The 18409-nt window shown below is 53.2% G+C and carries 14 protein-coding genes; 4 read left to right on the top strand and 10 right to left on the bottom strand.

Annotated elements, in window-relative coordinates; translation table 11 throughout:
- Positions 1-10: 10 nt before the first annotated feature.
- Together ACI1P1_RS16390 and ACI1P1_RS16385 are read left to right on the top strand one after the other, a co-directional pair.
- Entirely contained in the window at positions 11-895 is an 885-nt protein-coding gene (locus ACI1P1_RS16390) for a carbohydrate ABC transporter permease (RefSeq protein ID WP_416217499.1), read from the top strand.
- A 603-nt stretch (positions 896-1498) separates the two neighbouring features.
- Positions 1499-7627 (top strand): S-layer homology domain-containing protein, encoded by a 6129-nt coding sequence (locus tag ACI1P1_RS16385; RefSeq protein WP_416217498.1) that lies wholly within the window; start codon positions 1499-1501, stop codon positions 7625-7627.
- An 83-nt stretch (positions 7628-7710) separates the two neighbouring features.
- Here ACI1P1_RS16385 and msrB read toward each other — a convergent pair whose 3' ends face one another.
- The 7 genes from msrB to ACI1P1_RS16350 all read right to left on the bottom strand — a co-directional run bounded on the left by msrB (position 7711) and on the right by ACI1P1_RS16350 (position 14675).
- The gene (gene msrB / locus ACI1P1_RS16380; protein WP_416217497.1) at positions 7711-8793 is read right to left on the bottom strand and encodes a peptide-methionine (R)-S-oxide reductase MsrB; all 1083 of its coding nucleotides are present in this window, start codon (positions 8791-8793) and stop codon (positions 7711-7713) included.
- A gap of 16 nt (positions 8794-8809) precedes the next feature.
- Entirely contained in the window at positions 8810-9370 is a 561-nt protein-coding gene (locus tag ACI1P1_RS16375) for a redoxin domain-containing protein (RefSeq protein WP_416217496.1), read from the bottom strand.
- A 19-nt stretch (positions 9371-9389) separates the two neighbouring features.
- Positions 9390-10106 (bottom strand): cytochrome c biogenesis CcdA family protein, encoded by a 717-nt coding sequence (locus ACI1P1_RS16370; RefSeq protein WP_416217495.1) that lies wholly within the window; start codon positions 10104-10106, stop codon positions 9390-9392.
- Positions 10107-10140: 34 nt separating this feature from the next.
- Complete coding sequence (locus tag ACI1P1_RS16365; RefSeq protein ID WP_416217494.1) at positions 10141-11181, bottom strand: sensor histidine kinase; 1041 nt, start codon at positions 11179-11181, stop codon at positions 10141-10143.
- Positions 11178-11885 (bottom strand): response regulator transcription factor, encoded by a 708-nt coding sequence (locus ACI1P1_RS16360; protein ID WP_416217493.1) that lies wholly within the window; start codon positions 11883-11885, stop codon positions 11178-11180. The genes ACI1P1_RS16365 and ACI1P1_RS16360 overlap by 4 nt, the downstream gene beginning before the upstream one ends.
- 75 nt (positions 11886-11960) lie before the next feature.
- A complete protein-coding gene (locus ACI1P1_RS16355; protein ID WP_416217492.1) occupies positions 11961-12431 on the bottom strand; it encodes a stalk domain-containing protein in 471 nt (156 codons plus the stop codon).
- Positions 12432-12974: 543 nt separating this feature from the next.
- A complete protein-coding gene (locus ACI1P1_RS16350; RefSeq protein WP_416217491.1) occupies positions 12975-14675 on the bottom strand; it encodes a hypothetical protein in 1701 nt (566 codons plus the stop codon).
- Positions 14676-14895: 220 nt separating this feature from the next.
- On the opposite strand from ACI1P1_RS16350, the gene ACI1P1_RS16345 reads away from it, so the two are divergent.
- The gene (locus tag ACI1P1_RS16345; RefSeq protein ID WP_416217490.1) at positions 14896-15381 is read left to right on the top strand and encodes a hypothetical protein; all 486 of its coding nucleotides are present in this window, start codon (positions 14896-14898) and stop codon (positions 15379-15381) included.
- A 23-nt stretch (positions 15382-15404) separates the two neighbouring features.
- The gene (locus ACI1P1_RS16340; protein WP_416217489.1) at positions 15405-16181 is read left to right on the top strand and encodes a hypothetical protein; all 777 of its coding nucleotides are present in this window, start codon (positions 15405-15407) and stop codon (positions 16179-16181) included.
- Positions 16182-16261: 80 nt separating this feature from the next.
- Here the strand turns inward: ACI1P1_RS16340 and ACI1P1_RS16335 are convergent, their stop codons facing one another.
- Genes ACI1P1_RS16335 through ACI1P1_RS16325 form a run of 3 tightly spaced genes read right to left on the bottom strand, consistent with a single transcriptional unit; the run spans position 16262 to position 18400 of the window.
- Complete coding sequence (locus tag ACI1P1_RS16335) at positions 16262-16435, bottom strand: hypothetical protein (protein WP_416217488.1); 174 nt, start codon at positions 16433-16435, stop codon at positions 16262-16264.
- A complete protein-coding gene (locus ACI1P1_RS16330; RefSeq protein WP_416217487.1) occupies positions 16432-17568 on the bottom strand; it encodes an ABC transporter permease in 1137 nt (378 codons plus the stop codon). The genes ACI1P1_RS16335 and ACI1P1_RS16330 overlap by 4 nt, the downstream gene beginning before the upstream one ends.
- Positions 17522-18400: an ABC transporter permease gene (locus ACI1P1_RS16325; protein WP_416217486.1), complete on the bottom strand. Its 879-nt coding sequence runs from the start codon at positions 18398-18400 to the stop codon at positions 17522-17524. Before ACI1P1_RS16325 ends, ACI1P1_RS16330 begins: the two co-directional genes overlap by 47 nt.
- Between the last annotated feature and the right edge of the window lie 9 nt (positions 18401-18409).

The raw sequence follows: 18409 nt of genomic DNA, 5'->3' as shown, positions 1-18409 counted from the left end.
GGGCACGTTCATGGCCAAAGCTGTCATCACCCGGAGCAGAGCGGTCTTACGGCAGCCCGGATCCGCAGTTTTACAAGCAGGTGGGTGGGCGCTGCTCTATCTCATTCTGGCAATGGTTGCGGTTCTGCAGGTATTGCCCCTGATCTGGCTGGTTTTCTTCTCTCTGAAGAATAACCAGGAGGTGTTTAATCTGTCTCCCTTTGCCCTGCCTCTCCATCCCCGCTGGGGGAATTATACCAAGGTGTGGACAGAGGGCCAGATTGGCCACTATTTCATGAACAGCGTGTGGATTACGGTGACGGCGGTAATATTGACGGTGCTGCTGGCCAGCATGGTCACCTATGCCATTACCCGGATGAGATGGAGGAACCGTTCTCTGGTTCTGGGGCTGTTTATGACCGGGATGATGATTCCCGTGCATTCCACCTTGATTCCGCTGTTCAGCCTGTTTTCGGATTTTAATCTGAAGGACCACCCGCTGTCGGTGATCCTGTCGTATACCGCCTTCAATATGCCGATTACGATTATGATTCTGCTGGGTGCCTATTACGCCCTGCCCCGGGAAATTGAAGAAGCGGCGGTGATGGATGGCTGCACGGTCAACCGGATGTTCTTCAGAGTGGTTCTTCCCATGACCATATCCGTCTTAACCACTACCGTGATTATTAACATGATTTATAACTGGAATGAGTTCATCTTCGTCAATACGTTCATCAGCTCGGATCATCTGAAAACCTTAACGGTAGGCGTGCAAAATTTCGTTGGGCAATACAGCACGGACTGGGGCGCCATCGGAGCAACACTGGTCATCAGTATGCTGCCCATTGTTGTGGCCTTCTTCATTCTAAGCGAGCAGATCATGGAGGGGGTTACGGCAGGGGCGGTGAAGGGGTAAAATTAGCGGGGAGCAGGATATGGCAAGGGGCTGACTGAAGAGTCCCGAAATAAATAAGCTGAGCGGAAAACCACAAGTTTTCCGTCCAGCTTTTTTGTGTCTGTTTGTCTTGTTTGGCAGTCAGGACGAGTGGGAGCAACGTGTGAAGTTTTAACGGAACTGAGAGATGCTTAGACAGCCAAAATGACCTCTGCGGGTTTTTAACGGAACTCTCCGTCTCTTAGCGGCAAATTAGAGGGGAGGAAGCAGCCGAAATGAGCGGTAAGAGTCGCTTGGTTCCGTTACGTTTCAAATCGGGCGTATTTAGCTTGCTAAGAGTCGCTGAGTTCCGCTACAGCTTTGCCACCTGTATCACCGTTACCTCACAGGTTAGCAACCCAACAAAGAGGTGGCCAATCTGCCGCATGGGCTCTACAGGAAACTGAGGCGACCCGGCTATTTTGTGAACAATTCGCGAACTTCTACATTATTCGATTTAAATTGACAATATTATGGGAATTTAGCGGGGGTTTGTGAGAATTTTGCAAGACGCTGTCGGTAGAATGGAATGTGAACTTTGTAGAAGGACTTACAAAGTAAAAGTGTGAAACGGGAGTGAAATGAATGCAGCATGCAAGAGGTTACAGAAGGCTGTTAGCTATGGTAATGGGATTCATGATGTTTGTTTCTACCGTAACACCGATGTTGACTCCAGTTGCTCATGCGAATGTAGACCCTATTATCGATGAGGGATACAGCTGGACCGTGATCAACGGTGAAGAAGATTTTAATAATCCTTACGGAATGACAATGGATGCCAGTGGTAATTTGTACGTAGTTGATGGCAATAACGACAAAATCAAAACATTCTCTATGGGCCATTGGACCACGAAAGAAGTAGCCATCCGGCTATTGAACCCAAGAGCTGTGGCAATAGACCGCAACGGCAACATGTATGTAGTGGATACATTTAATAACCTGATCAAAAAATTCTCCAATAATGTTTGGACAGATATTACCAACGGGGAAGGCTTCTCCGGTCCTTTTGGCATAGCCGTAGACAGCCATGGGACTGTATATGTGGCAGATACCTTCAACAGCAAAATTAAAAAGCTGGTTAACGAAAAGTGGGTGGATATTACATATAACGGACTCTTCCAATACCCCGAGGGTTTGTTTGTCGATGAAAGCGGAATGGTCTACGTGGCCGATACGGGTAATAACACCGTCAAAAAACTGGTTCAGGAAAGTTGGACCGAGGTTACCGGCGGCGAGCTGCAGGAGCCCAGAGGGGTGGCCGTAAGCAGCATCGGGGAGCTTTATGTGACGGACAGCGGCAATAACAAAGTCAAAAAATGGTCCAATGGCGTTTGGACGAATCTCACCGGAAGCGGGAGCTTCAGGTACCCGACAGGTATAGCAGTAGACCCGGCAGGCACGGTTTACGTGTCAGACAGTGAGAACAATAAGGTTAAACGGTTAACGGCCACGAATAACGCATCCATGCCTTCCATTGGGACACAACCGGCAGGTGCTACGGTGACCACAGGGACCGCAGGTCTAAGCTTGAACGTAACGGCAGCCGTATACGACAGCGGCACGCTGAGCTACCAATGGTACAGCAACACGACGAACAGTGCTTCCGGGTGGACGGAAATTCCCGGTGCCACACAGAGCAGTTATACTGCGCCTACAACTGCGCCGGGGACAACATACTATTATGTGGTTGTCACCAATACGAATCCCCATGTAACGGGCATTCAAACCGTCAAGGCGGCCAGCAGTGTTGCAGCTGTAGCAGTGAGTGCAGAGCCTGTGACACAAGGCTGGACAGATATTACCAACTCGGGCGGTTTTTCCGGTCTGGGTGGACTGGTCATTGACGACAACGGGATTCTACATGTGGTGGATGCCGGAAACAACACCGTGAAGAAGCTGCTGGACAACGTGTGGACGCAGATGAGCGGTCTGGAGGGCAACGAGGGAAGATTCAACGATATCGCGATGGACACCAACGGAAATTTGTATGTCCTGGATGCGAATGGCCCCTCGATCACAATGCTTTCTGGCGGAGCCTGGACGAGTCTGGATCCGTCAGGCTTAATCCGCCCATCGGATGTGGCCGTTGACAAAAACGGGAACGTGTATGTAACGGATAACTTTACTTCCTTAAAAATGCTGGTGGAAGACCGCTGGGTGGACATCGCCAGTACAGCCGGATTTAGTAAACCCACCGCAGTAACGGTAGATTCTGAAGGGAATCTGTACGTAGCGGATAATGACCGGATTAAAAAACAGTCTGGCGGCGTTTGGACAGATGTTACAGGCTCAACCCCGTTCATCTTCGCAATTATGCTCTCAGCGGATGACAACGGGAATATATACGCTGCGGATACCATCAATGGTATTGTTAGAAAACTGTCCGGCGGCATTTGGACAGACCTCAGCAGTCCTGGAGAATTTATGATGCCCGCCGGTATAGCGGCAGACAAGAGCGGAAATGTGTATGTCAGCGACGCAATGGCCAAGAAGATCAAAAAGTTGACTGTGGCCAGCACAGTTGTGAATGCGGCGACACCTTCCATCACGTCTCAGCCGGAGGGTGCTGCGGTGAATGTTGGGGACGCACGCCCCACCCTGAGCGTAGCAGCAAACGTAACCGATGGCGGAATCTTGAGCTACCAGTGGTACAGCAATACGGAGAACAGCACCAGCGGCAGCACAGCGATTGCCGGCGCCATAGGCAGCAGCTACGAGCCTCTGACCACAACAGCAGGGACCACCTACTACTATGTGGTTGTAAAAAACACGAATACAGAGGTTACGGGAGCTCAAACAAAGCTTGCAACCAGCCATATTGCAGCCGTAACGGTTAATCCGCCGGTGCCTGCGGCTTCGCCCACTATTCTTAATCATCCGTACGGCGATACCGTGTATGCAGGTGATATTGTTACCCTGGGTGTAACCGCAACGAAAAGCGATGCCGGAGCATTAAGCTATCAGTGGTACAGCAACACGGTGGAAAGTATGGAGAATGCCACCCTGATCGAAGATGCAACGGCGGATTTTTACCAGCCGGCAGCGGATACAGCGGGGGTTATGTACTATTATGTGGCCGTGAAGAATACATTGGGCAGCCAATCTGCCACAACCTACAGCAGTATAGCTAAGGTAACGATCAAGGCGGCACCTGTAACGGGCGACTGGATTGATATTACGGGATACAGACCCGTTAACGGACCCATTGACGTAGCGGCAAGTAACGACGGGACACTGTATGTAGCGGATGCCCATCAGCTTAAAAGAAGGGTTGCCGACGGAGGCTGGCAAGCTATTACGCCGCCTGTTGGACAGATTACCGGTATCACAACAGACTCCAATGGGGCTCTTTATTTGATAATGAAGAGTTCCAGTATGGTTTTGAAGTATTCCGAAGGAGGTTGGGGAGCCATTATCGCCGAAGGACTTTCCGACCCGGTGGATGTGGCCGTAGACAATCAAGGGAATATTTACGCGGCAGATACAGAGTTCCGCAGAATTATGAAGCTTGTGGGGGACCAATGGGAGAATGTTACGGATTCTTACATCAATGCTGCCGGCTTAGCAGTAGGTCATGATGGAACGATTTACGTAACCGATCATAACAACAGGGTTAAAAAGCTGTCGGGCTCCTCTTGGGTGGATATTACAGGTGAAGCTGTTTTTCTTAATCCGAAGGGGATCGGGGTCGACAGCCGTGGGGATGTCTATGTCGCCGACTCCGGCAATTCCGTCGTGAGGAAGCTGTCAGGGAACGAGTGGACTGATGTGAGTATAAAGGATGAATTCTTTGTTCCTTATGGCATGTTTGTGGCTGGCAATGGAGAGGTGTATGTATGCGATATTGATGCCGGATTGATTAAGAAGCTGGCTGCTCCAGCCTTGGCGCCATCCATTACAACGCAGCCGACCGGAGCAACAGTAAAGGTAGGAGATATCGGCCCGGTTCTGAGCGTAACCGCCAAGAGCAACGATGACGGACAACTCAGCTACCAGTGGTACCGCAACGATACCCCCAGCACCAACGGTGCCTTTATGATCGAGGGTGCCACTAGCAGCAGCTACACCATCTCGACAGAGAACGAGTCGAGCCGTTACTACTACGTGGTAGTGACCAACACGCAAAATGGGGCCAACGGCAATAAAACGGCGAAGGTTATCAGCGCTTTTGTAAAGGTCACGGTAGAAGAAGTGGTGAACGCGGCAGAGCCGACCATCATGGGTCAACCGGTGGGCAGCACCGTGAAGGTAGGGGATGCCGATCCGGTTCTGAGCGTAACCGCCAAGAGCAATGATGACGGGCAGCTCAGCTACCAATGGTACCGCAACGATACCCCCAGCACCAACGGTGCCTTTATGATCGGGGGTGCCACTAGCAGCAGCTACACCATCTCGACAGAGAACGAGTCGAGCCGTTACTACTACGTGGTAGTGACCAACACGCAAAATGGGGCCAACGGCAATAAAACGGCGAAGGTTATCAGCGCTTTTGTAAAGGTCACGGTAGAAGAAGTGGTGAACGCGGCAGAGCCGACCATCATGGGTCAACCGGTGGGCAGCACCGTGAAGGTAGGGGATGCCGATCCGGTTCTGAGCGTAACCGCCAAGAGCAATGATGACGGACAACTCAGCTACCAGTGGTACCGCAACGATACCCCCAGCACCAGCGGTGCCTTTATGATCGAGGGTGCAACGGGCAGCAGCTACACCGTCTCGACAGAGAATGAGTCCGACCGTTACTACTACGTGGTGGTCACGAACACCCAGAATGCGGCCAACGGCGACAAAACGGCGGAGGTGATCAGCGCCTTTGTGAAGGTGACGGTAGAAGAAGTGGTGAACGCGGCAGAGCCGACCATCATGAGTCAACCGGTGGGCAGCACCGTGAAGGTAGGGGATGCCGATCCGGTTCTGAGCGTAACCGCCAAGAGCAATGATGACGGGCAACTCAGCTACCAATGGTACCGCAACGATACCCCCAGCACCAACGGTGCCTTTATGATCGAGGGTGCGACAGAAAGTACATTTGCTGTGCCGACAGATACAGCAGGAATCTTCTACTACTATGTGATCGTAACCAGCACGAATCCTGCTGCCGGTGAGCCAACAACGGCAACCAGCCATGTGGCAAAGGTTATTATTGAGCTGCCGGCTTACAACGTAACGTATCATGTTCAGGATGGAAAGAATTATTACGTAGGGATTTCCCATGGCTCCAAGGTTCCCAAAATGAAGGATCCGGAAAGAACCGGTTATACGTTTGGGGGCTGGTACAAGGATGCGGCGGGAACTGTAGCATGGAATTTCGATACGGACGTGGTAACCGGTGATGTTACACTGTATGCCAAGTGGACGGAGAATTCAAGCAGCGGTGACGGCGACGGGGGTTCTGATGATAACACCGACAATGGTCCGGGTGTCGCTTCCGGCAACCAGTCAGGCGGTGCTCCGGTTCCAGCCAATGACGCTGTCATCGTTCTGGTCAATGGCCGTGAGGAGAAGATTGGCAAAAGCGCCTCTTCTACAGAGGGAGACCGTACGGTAACCACCATAACAGTGAATCCGCAGCAATTGGAGGACAAGCTTCAGGCAGAAGGTCAAGGTGCGGTGGTGACCATTCCCGTATCCGCCAAGTCTGATGTGGTTGTTGGTGAACTGAACGGCCAGATGGTGAAGAACATGGAGGACAAGCAGGCCGTTCTGGTGGTCCAAACGGGAACTGCCAGCTATACCATTCCTTCGGTTCAGGTGGATATCGCTTCGATTTCGAAGCAGCTGGGCTCTGCAGCAGCCCTGGAAGAGATTAAGGTGCAGATTCGGATTGCCGAACCGGAAGCCGCAATGCTGAAGGTAGGAGAAACGGCGAACGGACAAAATGGGCTTACATTGGTTGCTCCTCCGGTTCACTTTACGGTAGAGGCATCCTATGAGGGTCAAACCGTCGAAGTCACCAAGTTTAGCGCTTATGTCGAACGCACCATTGCACTGCCTGAAGGAATCGATCCCAATAAGATTACCACAGGGATTGTAACGGAAGCAGACGGCTCTGTCCGTCATGTGCCCACCAAGGTAACCGTGATTGGCGGCAAGTATTACGCGCAAATCAACAGCTTGACCAACAGCATGTATTCGGTGATCTGGCATCCGCTTACGTTCAAGGATGTGGAGCAGCACTGGGCTCAACAGGATGTCAATGACATGGGCTCCCGCTTGGTAGTAAATGGAGTAGGGGACGGTCTGTTTAATCCGGATGCAGCGATTACCCGTGCCGAGTTTGCAGCGATTGTGATGCGGGGACTAGGGCTGAAGCCGGTGGGCGGCTCTGCGGTGTTCACTGATGTGCAGGCATCGGATTGGTATTACACTGCAGTTCAAACCACTTCCAACTACAAGCTCATCGATGGCTTCGAGGACGGCACCTTCCGGCCGAATGAGAAGATTACCCGGGAGCAGGCAATGCTGATTATCGCAAGAGCCATGGCGGTAACCAAGCTGCAAGATAAACTGCCGGCCAAAGAAATCAGCGAGCTTCTGAAGCCCTTCGCCGATGCCGCGGCGGTGTCCGATTGGGCGAAAACAGGCATTACAGCCAGCCTTCAAGCAGGTCTGGTAACCGGCCGGAGTGCGGATGAGCTTGCTCCGCAGGCGTCCATCACCCGCGCAGAAGTGGCCACAATTGTGAAGCGGTTATTGAAGGAATCCGGTTTGATTTAAAAAAGGTGACCAACATATAAAGGGAGTCCGGCATGTCAGTAGAATCTGACCTGCCGGACTCCCTCTTTTTATTACCGAAGCTTCTATTCCACAACTGACAATAAATAACCGTAATGCTCTTCTTCCATTTGTTCAAGAGGAATGAACCGGATGGAGGCGCTGTTGATGCAGTAGCGTTTGCCGCCGCGGTCCTTGGGGCCATCATTGAATACATGGCCCAGATGGATATCACCGGCCCGGCTTCTTACCTCGGTGCGAATCATCCCGTAGCTGGTATCCTCTTTATAGGTGACAACCTCAGGGGCAACGGGTTTGGTGAAGCTGGGCCATCCGCACCCGGAATCATACTTATCTTGGCTGGTGAATAGGGGTTCGCCGGTGGCAACATCCACATACAGACCCGGCTCGTAGTTATCCCAATATTCGTTGCTGAAGGCATGCTCCGTGTCATTTTTGACCGCTACCGCGTACTGGTCCTTGGTTAACCGCTCCTTCAGCAGCTCATCGGTGGGGCGCGGATATAAGGCGGGATCAATGGACAGCTCCTGCCCATCCAGAATACTCAGATCGATGTGGCAATAGCCGTTGGGGTTCTTCACCAGATAATCCTGGTGGTACTCCTCCGCCAGATAATAGTTTTGCAGAGGCAGGACCTCCGTTACGATGGGTTTGTCATATTTACCCTGCTCTCGGGCCACTGCCTGCTGAATGACTTCCGCTTCTGCAGGGGTGGTGTAGTAGATACCCGTACGATACTGGATGCCTCTGTCATTGCCCTGTTTATTGACGCTGGTCGGATCAATCACCCGAAAATAGTAATCAAGCAGAGTCTGCAGAGTAACCTGTGCCGGATCGTACTTCACATGAACCGTTTCGGCAAAACCCCGGTCTCCGCGGATCACATCCTTATAGGAGGGATTCTCGCCCGTTCCGTTGGCATAACCCGAGGTGACATCCTGAACTCCGGGAATGCGGGACATATAGGCCTCCACTCCCCAGAAGCAGCCACCTGCCAGATACAGGCTCCGCAGATTTTCCTCCGGTATAGTCATGCTTTTGACAGAGCGGGGGGAAGGAGCAGCTGCATGGCTGCCGCCTCTACTGCCGCAAGCGGAGATGGCCATAACCAGGGCAAGGAGGAATAAACCAAGTACAGTACGTTTCATGACCCTTCCTCCTTCCTCATTTTATACCCTTTAAGGTATCGATGATTTGCTCATTGGATGCGTGGCCCGGAAGCGATTTCGCCAGAATCCCGTCGGAGCCGATATAATAGGAGCTGGGATACGCTCTGACCTGGAATTGTTTGGCCCAGACGCCATTTTCGTCGAGGAGCACGGTTAAGTGCTCATAGGGCTGCCGGTTGAACCACTCGGTAAATTCCTTGGCGGATTTTTCCCCTTTGTACTCTGGTGTAACGATGGTTACCACCTCGAAATCCTTGGTTTCGCCGGCTAAGGTATTCAAGTCCCCCAGACCCGCCAGACAAATGGAGCACCAGGAAGCCCAATATTTCACGTATACCTTCTTCCCCTGGAGATCCGCCAGCCGATGGGAGCCGCCCTTCAAATCGGTTAAGGCAAAGCTGGGTGCCGCCTCACCTTTGTTCAGGATAGCTGGCGAAGAGGCCGGTGACCCCATACCGGCGGATTGGGTCATAGGTTTCGAGCCGCATGCGCCCAAAACAGATAACAGTCCTGTTGCAACCAGCACAATTCCCATCCGTTGCCACGCCTTCTTCATAACTCACTCCCCCATCCTTTTATTGAAACCAGCTCACGATGTTATTCAGTTTGTCTGTCATAAGCAGAAGGCCCATTACAATCAGCATACAGCCGGAAGCAACTTTGATTGCCCCCATGTAACGGTATACACGGCGGAAGCTCTTTAATAAAAATTCAGAAAATACTGACAATAATAAAAAGGGAATGGCCAAACCCAGGGTATACAGGAGCATGAGAAAGCCCCCATATGCGGGAGAGCCTTCACCTGCAGCGATGCTGAGTATAGCTGCTAACGCGGGGCCGATACAAGGCGTCCATCCGAAGCTGAAGGTCAGGCCAAGCACGAAAGCTCCTATATAGCCACCCTTCTGAATACGGGTGCTGGACAACCTTCTTTCCCGTTCCAGCCAGGACAGCTTGATCAATCCCGTTTGATAAATCCCGAACAGAATCACGATGGCTCCGCAAATGGCAATGAACCTCGGGCTTGAAATGACATTGCCCAATATGCCGGAACCAAAACCCAATAGAATAAACACCACCGACAGACCAAGGACAAACAATAGGGTCCGCCCAATAAATACCGGCCGAAGGGGAGGGGAGGAGCTGCCATGCCCTCTCTGATCCGCACTGCCGGCTATACTTCCGGACAAGAAGGATACATAGACCGGAAGCAATGGCAGAATGCATGGCGCAAAAAACGATAACAGCCCCGCACCAAACACCCCAAACAGGAATACCGCATCACCGGCCATCGGAGGCACCTCCTGATTTCTGACATGCTATGCTTCATCGGCTATTATAAATCGGGAGGGTAAACCAGAAGCAGCTGCCCGCCCCCTTGGTGCTGTACACCCCGATTTCACCGCCGTGGAGCTCTACAATCGATTGGGCAATGGCCAGGCCCAGCCCGGCGCCACCGTTATTCTTGCTGCGTGACTTATCTACCCGGTAGAATCGTTCGAAGATCCGCGAGGTTTCCGCCGCTTCGATGCCCTGGCCTTCATCCGTAACGGAAATCCGCAGGAATTGGCCCTCCAGAGCGGCGGCCAAAACGATTTTACCCTCAACAGGTGAATATTGAATGGCATTCTGCAATAGGTTGGACAGGACCCGCTTCATTTGGGCAGGCATCATAAGGGCAGCGGGCAATTTATCCGGCAGCTCAATCTCGACCTGCAGTTTTTTCTCGGCGAGTTGAAAGGAGAAACTCTCCAGGGTGCTGATTAATAGCTCATCGGCATGGCTTGGAACAGGCTCGAATATTTCACCATTGGCCTCCAGGCTGGATAGCTCGAACAAGTCCTGGATCAGCCCGCCTAATCGTTTGGTTTCCAGCCGGATGGTATTGAGATAACGCTGAAAGGTTTCCTCATCCTTGATCACATCGTCCTCCAACGCTTCAACAAAGGATTGAATGGAGGCCAAGGGTGTCCGTAAATCGTGGGAGACATTGGCGATCAGCTCCCGCCGGGCGGATTCGGAGTGGTGCAAATGATCGAAGCTTTCCTTCAGCTTGCTGCTCATTCCATTAAATTGCTGAGCCAGAAGCTTAAACTCCTGCGGGCCGACTAAGGGGACCCCGGTATGGAAATCCCCTTCGGCAATCCGCACTGTCTGCTGGGTGATCCGTTCAATGGATTTTTCAAGAGGCTTCGTCAACAGGTGCTGGAGGATAAAAGAAAGCAAGCCGACTCCGGCCGTAACACCGGACAGCCAATAGAATTGCTCGATGGAGAGCAGCATTTTGGAATAGCTGATAAATAGGCAAATGAGCAGCACGCCAATCCCGGTCAGGCTGGACAATAGTAAGTACGTACGCAGTTTCATGAGCTGCCATCACCCGCAAATTTGTAGCCGATTCCCCAGACCGTCTTGATGAATTTCGGATCGGAGGGGGTCTGCTCGATTTTTTCCCTTAGTCTCCGGATATGCACGGTAACCGTGGTTGTATCTCCCTCGTAGCTGAAATCCCACACCTTACTCAGAATCTGAGTCCGGGAAAAAACCTGGCCGGGATGGCTGGCAAGCAGGTACAGCAATTCGAACTCCGTCACGGTCAATTCAACCGGCTGCCCGCTGATCTCCACCTTGCGCTTGGCCACGTCAATGGTAAGTCCCTCGCATTTGATGGTGTGTTCTGCTGAAGTGGCTGGCGATGCCTGGACATACCGCATCCGGCGCAGAATTGCCCTGACCCGCAGCACAAGCTCTCTTGGACTGAAGGGTTTGGTCAAATAATCATCTGCACCCATGGTCAGTCCCATTAGCCGGTCCTGCTCTTCACCGCGGGCGGTCAGCATCACGATGGGGATATCCTCCGTTTGCCGGATTTCGTTGCAGACTTCCCAACCGCTCTTATGGGGCATCATCAGGTCAAGCACAATCAGGTTCGGCGTTTGGCTGCGCCAAAGCTCCAGGGCCTCCACACCGTCCTTGGCGGTGATAACCAGATACCCCTCCCGTTCCAGATACCTGCGGCAAACATCGGTAATATTCGTATCGTCATCTGCAACCAGCACCCGTTCCTTCATGCTGAACCACCCCAAATTCCGGAAATTGAATTTGACACCATCATATCATAAGAGGATGGTTCAGCTCAGCTTTCCTCAGTTCATGGCCATGGCAGGCTTCATGTATTGTGTGATCAGCGCTTCCACCACATAGGTGCTGCCATCATAAATGGCTGGGGCTGTATCCAAAGTGACCTTCATGCCATCGATCATGATTTCCTTGGAGTCAATCCACAGCTTAATCATTTTCCCCGCTGGCATCAACATCTTGTCGTCCTTCATCATGGAGCCGTCGTCCATCATCTTGTCGTCCTTCATCATCGTGTCGTCGCCCATCATGCTGTCGTCCATTTTATCCATATATACTAAGGTTACGGATCGTTCCAGGTCATTCCATTCGATGCTGTAGCCATACATTTCCGATGCCTGCCTCAGATGAAAAAGCTCCATTCCGCTGTCACTCTTCATTGTTTTCAGTGCTGCGGCGTGGGCGAAGCCCGAAAAGGCCAGGGACAGCATCAATACCGCCATCATCATCAGCGTCTTGCCTTTGTTTGCTTTCATCATCCTTATCACTCTCCATTGGTTTGGTATCTTACATGGATTAGGATAAAGAAGAGAGCTTACGATTCCCTAAACGAAGTATTACGAATGTCTTACAGCTGCAAGCTCCAGGCTAACGAAGCTGTAGAACATGATCAAGTGGGCAACAATTAAAACACCTTCTCCACTCGTGTGCCTCATAAACGTTTAATATCCAATTTAACCCACTACTATCCTGCAAAAGTACATCTATTCTACCGGATTTCCGCCGCTCCCTGCGCCCCGAATGCAAAAGTGCATCTAATTTCCGCCGCAGGCTCCATCGTACACCCATCTGACGAAAATAACTGCACTTTTGCAGGGATAGAAGAAAAAACGAAGGTTTGTTTACAAAATAAATGCACTTCTGCATTTCGGACGAGGGAGGGAGTCACGTTCCCGCGTGCGCGTCCCTGAACGCTCTTCACAATAGATTCGTTAGCGTCTCTATCCGCCAAGCTGGACACACCAAACAGGACAGAACCCAAGGTTCTGCCCGTTTGATGAGTCATATCTTCAAAGCAGCTCTTACGGCTGTTTCATCATAACGGTGCACTCATTCCGCCCCTTCACAACGTCAACGTAGCAGATCACCGCTCGAGTCGTACAGGCGTCCCCGGCCAGCTCGGGACGGTCCCACCAGATGAGGGGAAGCTTGCTGAACTCCAAGTCTGCGGTGAAGCTTACGGACAGCACCTCACCCTCGGGTGTAAGCTCAACAGCTTCCTGCCAGTCAGTCAATATCGGGATTGGCTTCTTGGGGCTGGTGCCCGTTTCCGCAAAACCAACCGTTGCTCCGTAGTCGATATATTGTGCAGGTGTCTGCTCCCCTTCCCCGGCCATCCACCGGGCATCCGCGCCGTAATAACACAGCACTCCCGGATTATGTCCATCGGTTTGTCCCCAATGGGCGGGAGGGCTGCCTTTATGACGCTTAGCGGCAACCGCATCATGGCAGGTTAACGGGTCCGCCAGCTCCAGGAGCTGGGAAGGATGCTGTCCATGAGGATAACGCAGCTCCAGCCATTGACGGACCTCCTCCAGCGTTACCGCTACAACACCCTCAGGCAGCTGGGACAGATAATGCCCGATATAATGCTGGGACGATTCCCTGTGGGCATCATGATCCTCGTTATGAATAACGAAGCAGGTAAAATCGTTATGCGCATTGCTCACAAACCCCTCATGAATCCTTGTCCAATAATCCTCCTGCTGGTCCATAATGCCGGCCACCCGGATATCGTCCGGATCGGTGCTGTAATAGACGGATGCGCCGGGATACTCCAGGAAGCTGTTGACCAAATCTCTCGACGTCCAGGCAAATGCCCATAATGCGCCGCTCTCGGCCGTAGGATAGCGGAAATTATCCTCCCGCAGCCGGTACGCATCCCAGGGGGCACCTTCATGGTACATGCTGCTGTCACAGGTTTCATGATCGAAGCAGATTCCCCAGATGGCCCCGAACTCCAGCTCCTTGGCCGCCTGTAGGAAGCTGCTGCCGATGCCGCCTACCCACTGGTCTACACCCAGTATCTTCGGATGCATGAGCCAGCCTTGGCGGGACATGGCCGTCTTGATGGCTTCCCGGTGATGCTTGAGCATCCGGGCCGTCTCCTCCACCGTAGCGTCCACATTGTAGTTCACTGGATTATGGTGAAAAAATGAACTGGGCAGCACACCCACATCGTCGCCATAAGCCTGATGCCAGCCGGTTAACAGCTCCGCCCCGGCCTGGGCTACATCCGCATCGATCAGCCATGTTACAGGAGCTTCATACTGGTGACAGCCCTCCGCCATGTATATGGAGGAATCCAGCGCATGGCCGTGGCACATGACAGGGTCGCCGTAAACATGATGAAGCCGCGGCTCACCGGTCCGTTCAATCTCCTTGACCTTGCTTGGATTGTAACCCCAATGGAAATTGGAGGTGGTCACCATACACAGGAAGTGCTCCTTCCTGCCAAAAATCCGTGTTGGAATATCCTGCAGCCGGGTTTCTCCGTCCAGCCGGAGCTCCACCGTCAGACTGAGGTAGGCCGTTCTTCTGCTGTTGGCCCGCAGGGTGATTACCCAGCCCTGTTCCTCCCGGGTAGGTTGGCCTTCCAGCTCTATGTCTTCCGGACAATGGATTACGGTAAGTTGATTGGCGGTTGGGCCGCATAAACGGATGGTATGAGACTCATGTTCAACCAGGATCAGCTTTTGGAGTAAATCTAGCGTTGTGTTCAATCGGAGCACCCCTTACGATAGAATCAGATCTGTGCCCATTATAGCTCCGCCGTCCGCCGCCCGGTCAACATACAAAAAAGCCGCAACTTACATAAAGGAAAAAACGTCAGATATGTGTTGGTATTTATGTCCGGTATCAGAGGAGGATAAGATGGTTAAGGTGATATTGGCTCTGTTCACGTCTCTGTCGTATTGGTTTGGGTCGGGCGAGGAGGCCGGAGTGATTCCTGCCGGTTCGGCTGCGCCGGATCATTCATCGGAGTATTGTGCGGGAACGATGGAGTGGGATCGTGAAACCGCGGAATTTTTCTACGGAACCTGGAAGGTGGAAAGGCTGTTGGGTTTCGCCGATTCGTATAATGATGCTTCCGAATATCCTGAGGGACAGCAGGTTATCGGCGATGAGCTGATGATCAATGAACATGTTTTCTCCTCCAAAGGGTTTCAGCAATATGACGTTTATCAATATGAATTGCAAAATCCGCAATATAACATTCAAAACGTATGCTACAACAAGGATGCTTTTTACCGGCTGACAAAAATGGATATGCCAAGCTTGAATTTTAATGATCAGGTCAAACTCATCGGTGTATCCGACTCCGCTACGGGGTTTGGGATACCAATGAGCTTTATGTCCATCAATGAAAACAGGCTCATTCTGATTTTGGAAGCAACGCAGTTTGAACTGAAAAGAGTTACGGAATAAAGATCACAAAAGAGGAGGACAACATGCGGATTCTGCCTGTTTCGAAACGATTGCTTCAGTGGGGTGGTATGGTGGTGGGGGTGATTCTCCTTGGGATTTTTGTGTACCGGACAGGGGACGCGCTATATCATAATAATCAGCTGCGGAAGGATTTCTCTCCGGCGGCCAACGCCAGCCCGTATCAGCAAGGCATTCCTCTGGAGCAAATGGACCTGGCTGAATATGCCTCGTATTTTTCCGGGAATTCCGCAGAACCCGCTTATACCTTGACTCATCGGATACCGTCGCCTGTGGCCTTGCACTATTACGAAAATATCCCCGCCGGCGGAGAAGCGCCTGCCCTGGAAATTCCCAAAGGCACCACCATCACCGCTATTCCGGAGGGGACAAAAGGCTCGGCATTCTATGAAACCGGTTACGGCTATACCAGCTACCCTACGTATGAGAAGGGCTGGCGGTATGTCAGACCGTTTCAGACCAAGGAGACCTCGGAGGCTGCAGCCAACGGGAAGCATTATTACGTCAAGCTGGAGAGCCTGGAGGCGGTATTGGACAAAACTATTGAAGCCAATGAACCCTTGCGTGCCGCCATCCGTCAGCAGAAGTGGAGCATTAGCCACGGGAAGTTTGAGTTAGCCCGGTATGTGGATAACAAACTCCATCAGCATGGAGCGTATCTGTCCCCGGATTTATCCCGGCCAACCTTCGACGGCTGGAGCATAGCGCTGCTTGGAGCCATTGGAGGGCTGGGGGCGGGACTGTTCCGGACGAGGACCAAGCCAGGGGTTACCCGGACGTAGCTAAGCAGCTTTAATCGATGGTAAAAGAAAAACGCCCTGCTTCCTTGTCGAAGCACAGGGCGTTTTTGGGGATTACGTCTTTAGATATGGAAAATCCGGGAGACGGCATTGATCAGCAGGAAAATTCCAAGGACCCGCAGGGGCAGCCGCGAGGAGGTGCCGTCCTTGCGGAAGAGAGCCACGGCGAGGCGTCCGATTCGGATATTGATGAATAGCCCCAGCAGCAGCTCGGCCACGCTCAGAGTGAGGATCATGATAAACTCCTCTCCTGCGCCCGGAAGCCAAGGCGCATATTGCGGGATGCGACCAGCAGGGCCGCAAACATACAAAGTGTGCCTAAGCCTGCCAGCAGCAGAAGGGTGGGCCATTGAGACTGCAGGGAGGAGGACCCGCCGTTTAGCGCCTGGAGGCTGCGGGTCAACCATGTTCCGGGAACAAGCCGTGACAACCCATAAATCCAGCCTGGGGCGGAGGCCTTTTCGATGGAGAAGAAGGCCCCCCCCAGTATCCCGGCCAAGGCCGTTGCGATGGAGCCGAACACCGTAAAGCTGCGGTGGCTGCGGGCCAGCAAGGCCAGCACCAGGGAGATTCCCGACAGCGCCCACCAGTAGGCGGCCCAAAGGGGCAGCTCCGCAGCTGCACCCCCTCCAATCCCAATGTGCAGCAGGCCCCGGCCGCCTCCCCAAACCAGCCCGATCATCAGCAGGCCAAAGCCGAGCCCGGCGCCGATTTTGGAGAGCATATGCTGCCAATAGGGCAGGGGCGAGGCCAGAAGCCGCTCAGCGGTGCGGTTTTCCCGCTCATCGATCAGTGAGCGGAAGGCCAGGAAGGCGGCAGCCCACAGAAACATGGCCATAAAGCCGTTCAGCCGGGGCAAAGCCAATTTCCCGGCAGCTGTTTTCTCAGCGGCATCGGAGGTGTGGCCGCTAGCGGAGGCTGCTGGGAGTGTTCCGGCGGCCACGGCCGCTTCGGCCTTGGTTATGGCCGCCTCCAACACGGCAATGCTGCTGTCCGCTTGGCCAACCAGCAGGCGAAGCGGCGGTTTGGCCGCAGCAGGCTGGCCGGTGTTTCCTCGAGCCGCCAAGCCGCCGTAGCCGGGGTCAATGACAAGCCCGGCCGCCAGCTCACCGTCTGCAATGCGGCTGCGGATTAGCTTCTCTGCAGCAGGCACCACCTTGACGGTTTTGTCTTGCTCCAGGTGGGCCAGAAGGATTTTGGAGAGGCTGCTGCCATCCAGACCCGCCGTGTAGAGGGACGCCCTCGGTTCAGCTGCGGAATAGGAGAACAGATAAGCCAGCAGCAGCGGTGCAGCGATCAGAGCCAGCAGCGCTGCCCGGTTCCTACACATCAGCTTGATTTGTTTGCCGGTTATGCACAGCAGCGGCATGGATATAGCCTCCTTGTTTTTGCGAAATGAAGAATGCAGCGGTGAAAAAAACCAGCGACAACGCCACCAGTGTCAGCACATCCCCCCGGATATCCCGGAGGCCGCCGCCCCGCTGCAGGGCCAGATACGCATTCAGCGCCTTGCCGTTGGGCAGCAGCTCCTGAATGCGGCGGAGGCCGTCGGGAAGGCTGTATTTGCTGATGAAGCTGCCTCCCAGGAAGCTGAAGCCGTAGAGTATGGGCGTTGACATGGACGAAATGGCGCTGTGGCTTCCGGCGGCGAGACCGCAGCATAATACAATGGCGCCGATGGCCAGCCCGTAAGCAAGGGTAACCAGCAGCACACCCGGCACGTGATTCCAATGTACGCCGAACAAAAGCCGTGCGCCGGCCATAACCACCGTCATCTGAACGCATACCGCCAATGTCATGCCCAGCAGCTTTCCAAGGCTGTACTCCCAAACCGGCAAAGGAGAGGAGCGGATTCGTCCCAGCGTTCCCTTCAGGCGGTCGTCGACGATGCTGTGGGCCAGCTCGAAGGCTGTCAGGATCGAGAACATCACCATCATGGCTACGGATTCGTATTGCACAGCGTTCAGCGGTCCGGCCACAACGGCAACCTGCTCTACGTTCAGCACAGCCGCCAAAGACGCAGGAATCCCGGGCGCCGCAGCGGGTGCCGCTTGCTGCACGGCTCCGTCCCCGAACATACTGCCCAGAATAAACACCAACACCAGGGGCAGCAGAATCAGCTTGTAATAAAAAATTTTGGACCGGGCCAGTAGCCGTATATCCAGCAACAGCAGCCGTATGAATGGCGGGCTTCGAAGCATCGGGTTTTC

Origin of the sequence: Paenibacillus mesotrionivorans, from assembly GCF_046098205.1 — a bacterium.
Lineage (GTDB): Bacteria > Bacillota > Bacilli > Paenibacillales > NBRC-103111 > Paenibacillus_AR > Paenibacillus_AR mesotrionivorans.
This window is presented reverse-complemented; position numbering and strand designations above follow the sequence as displayed.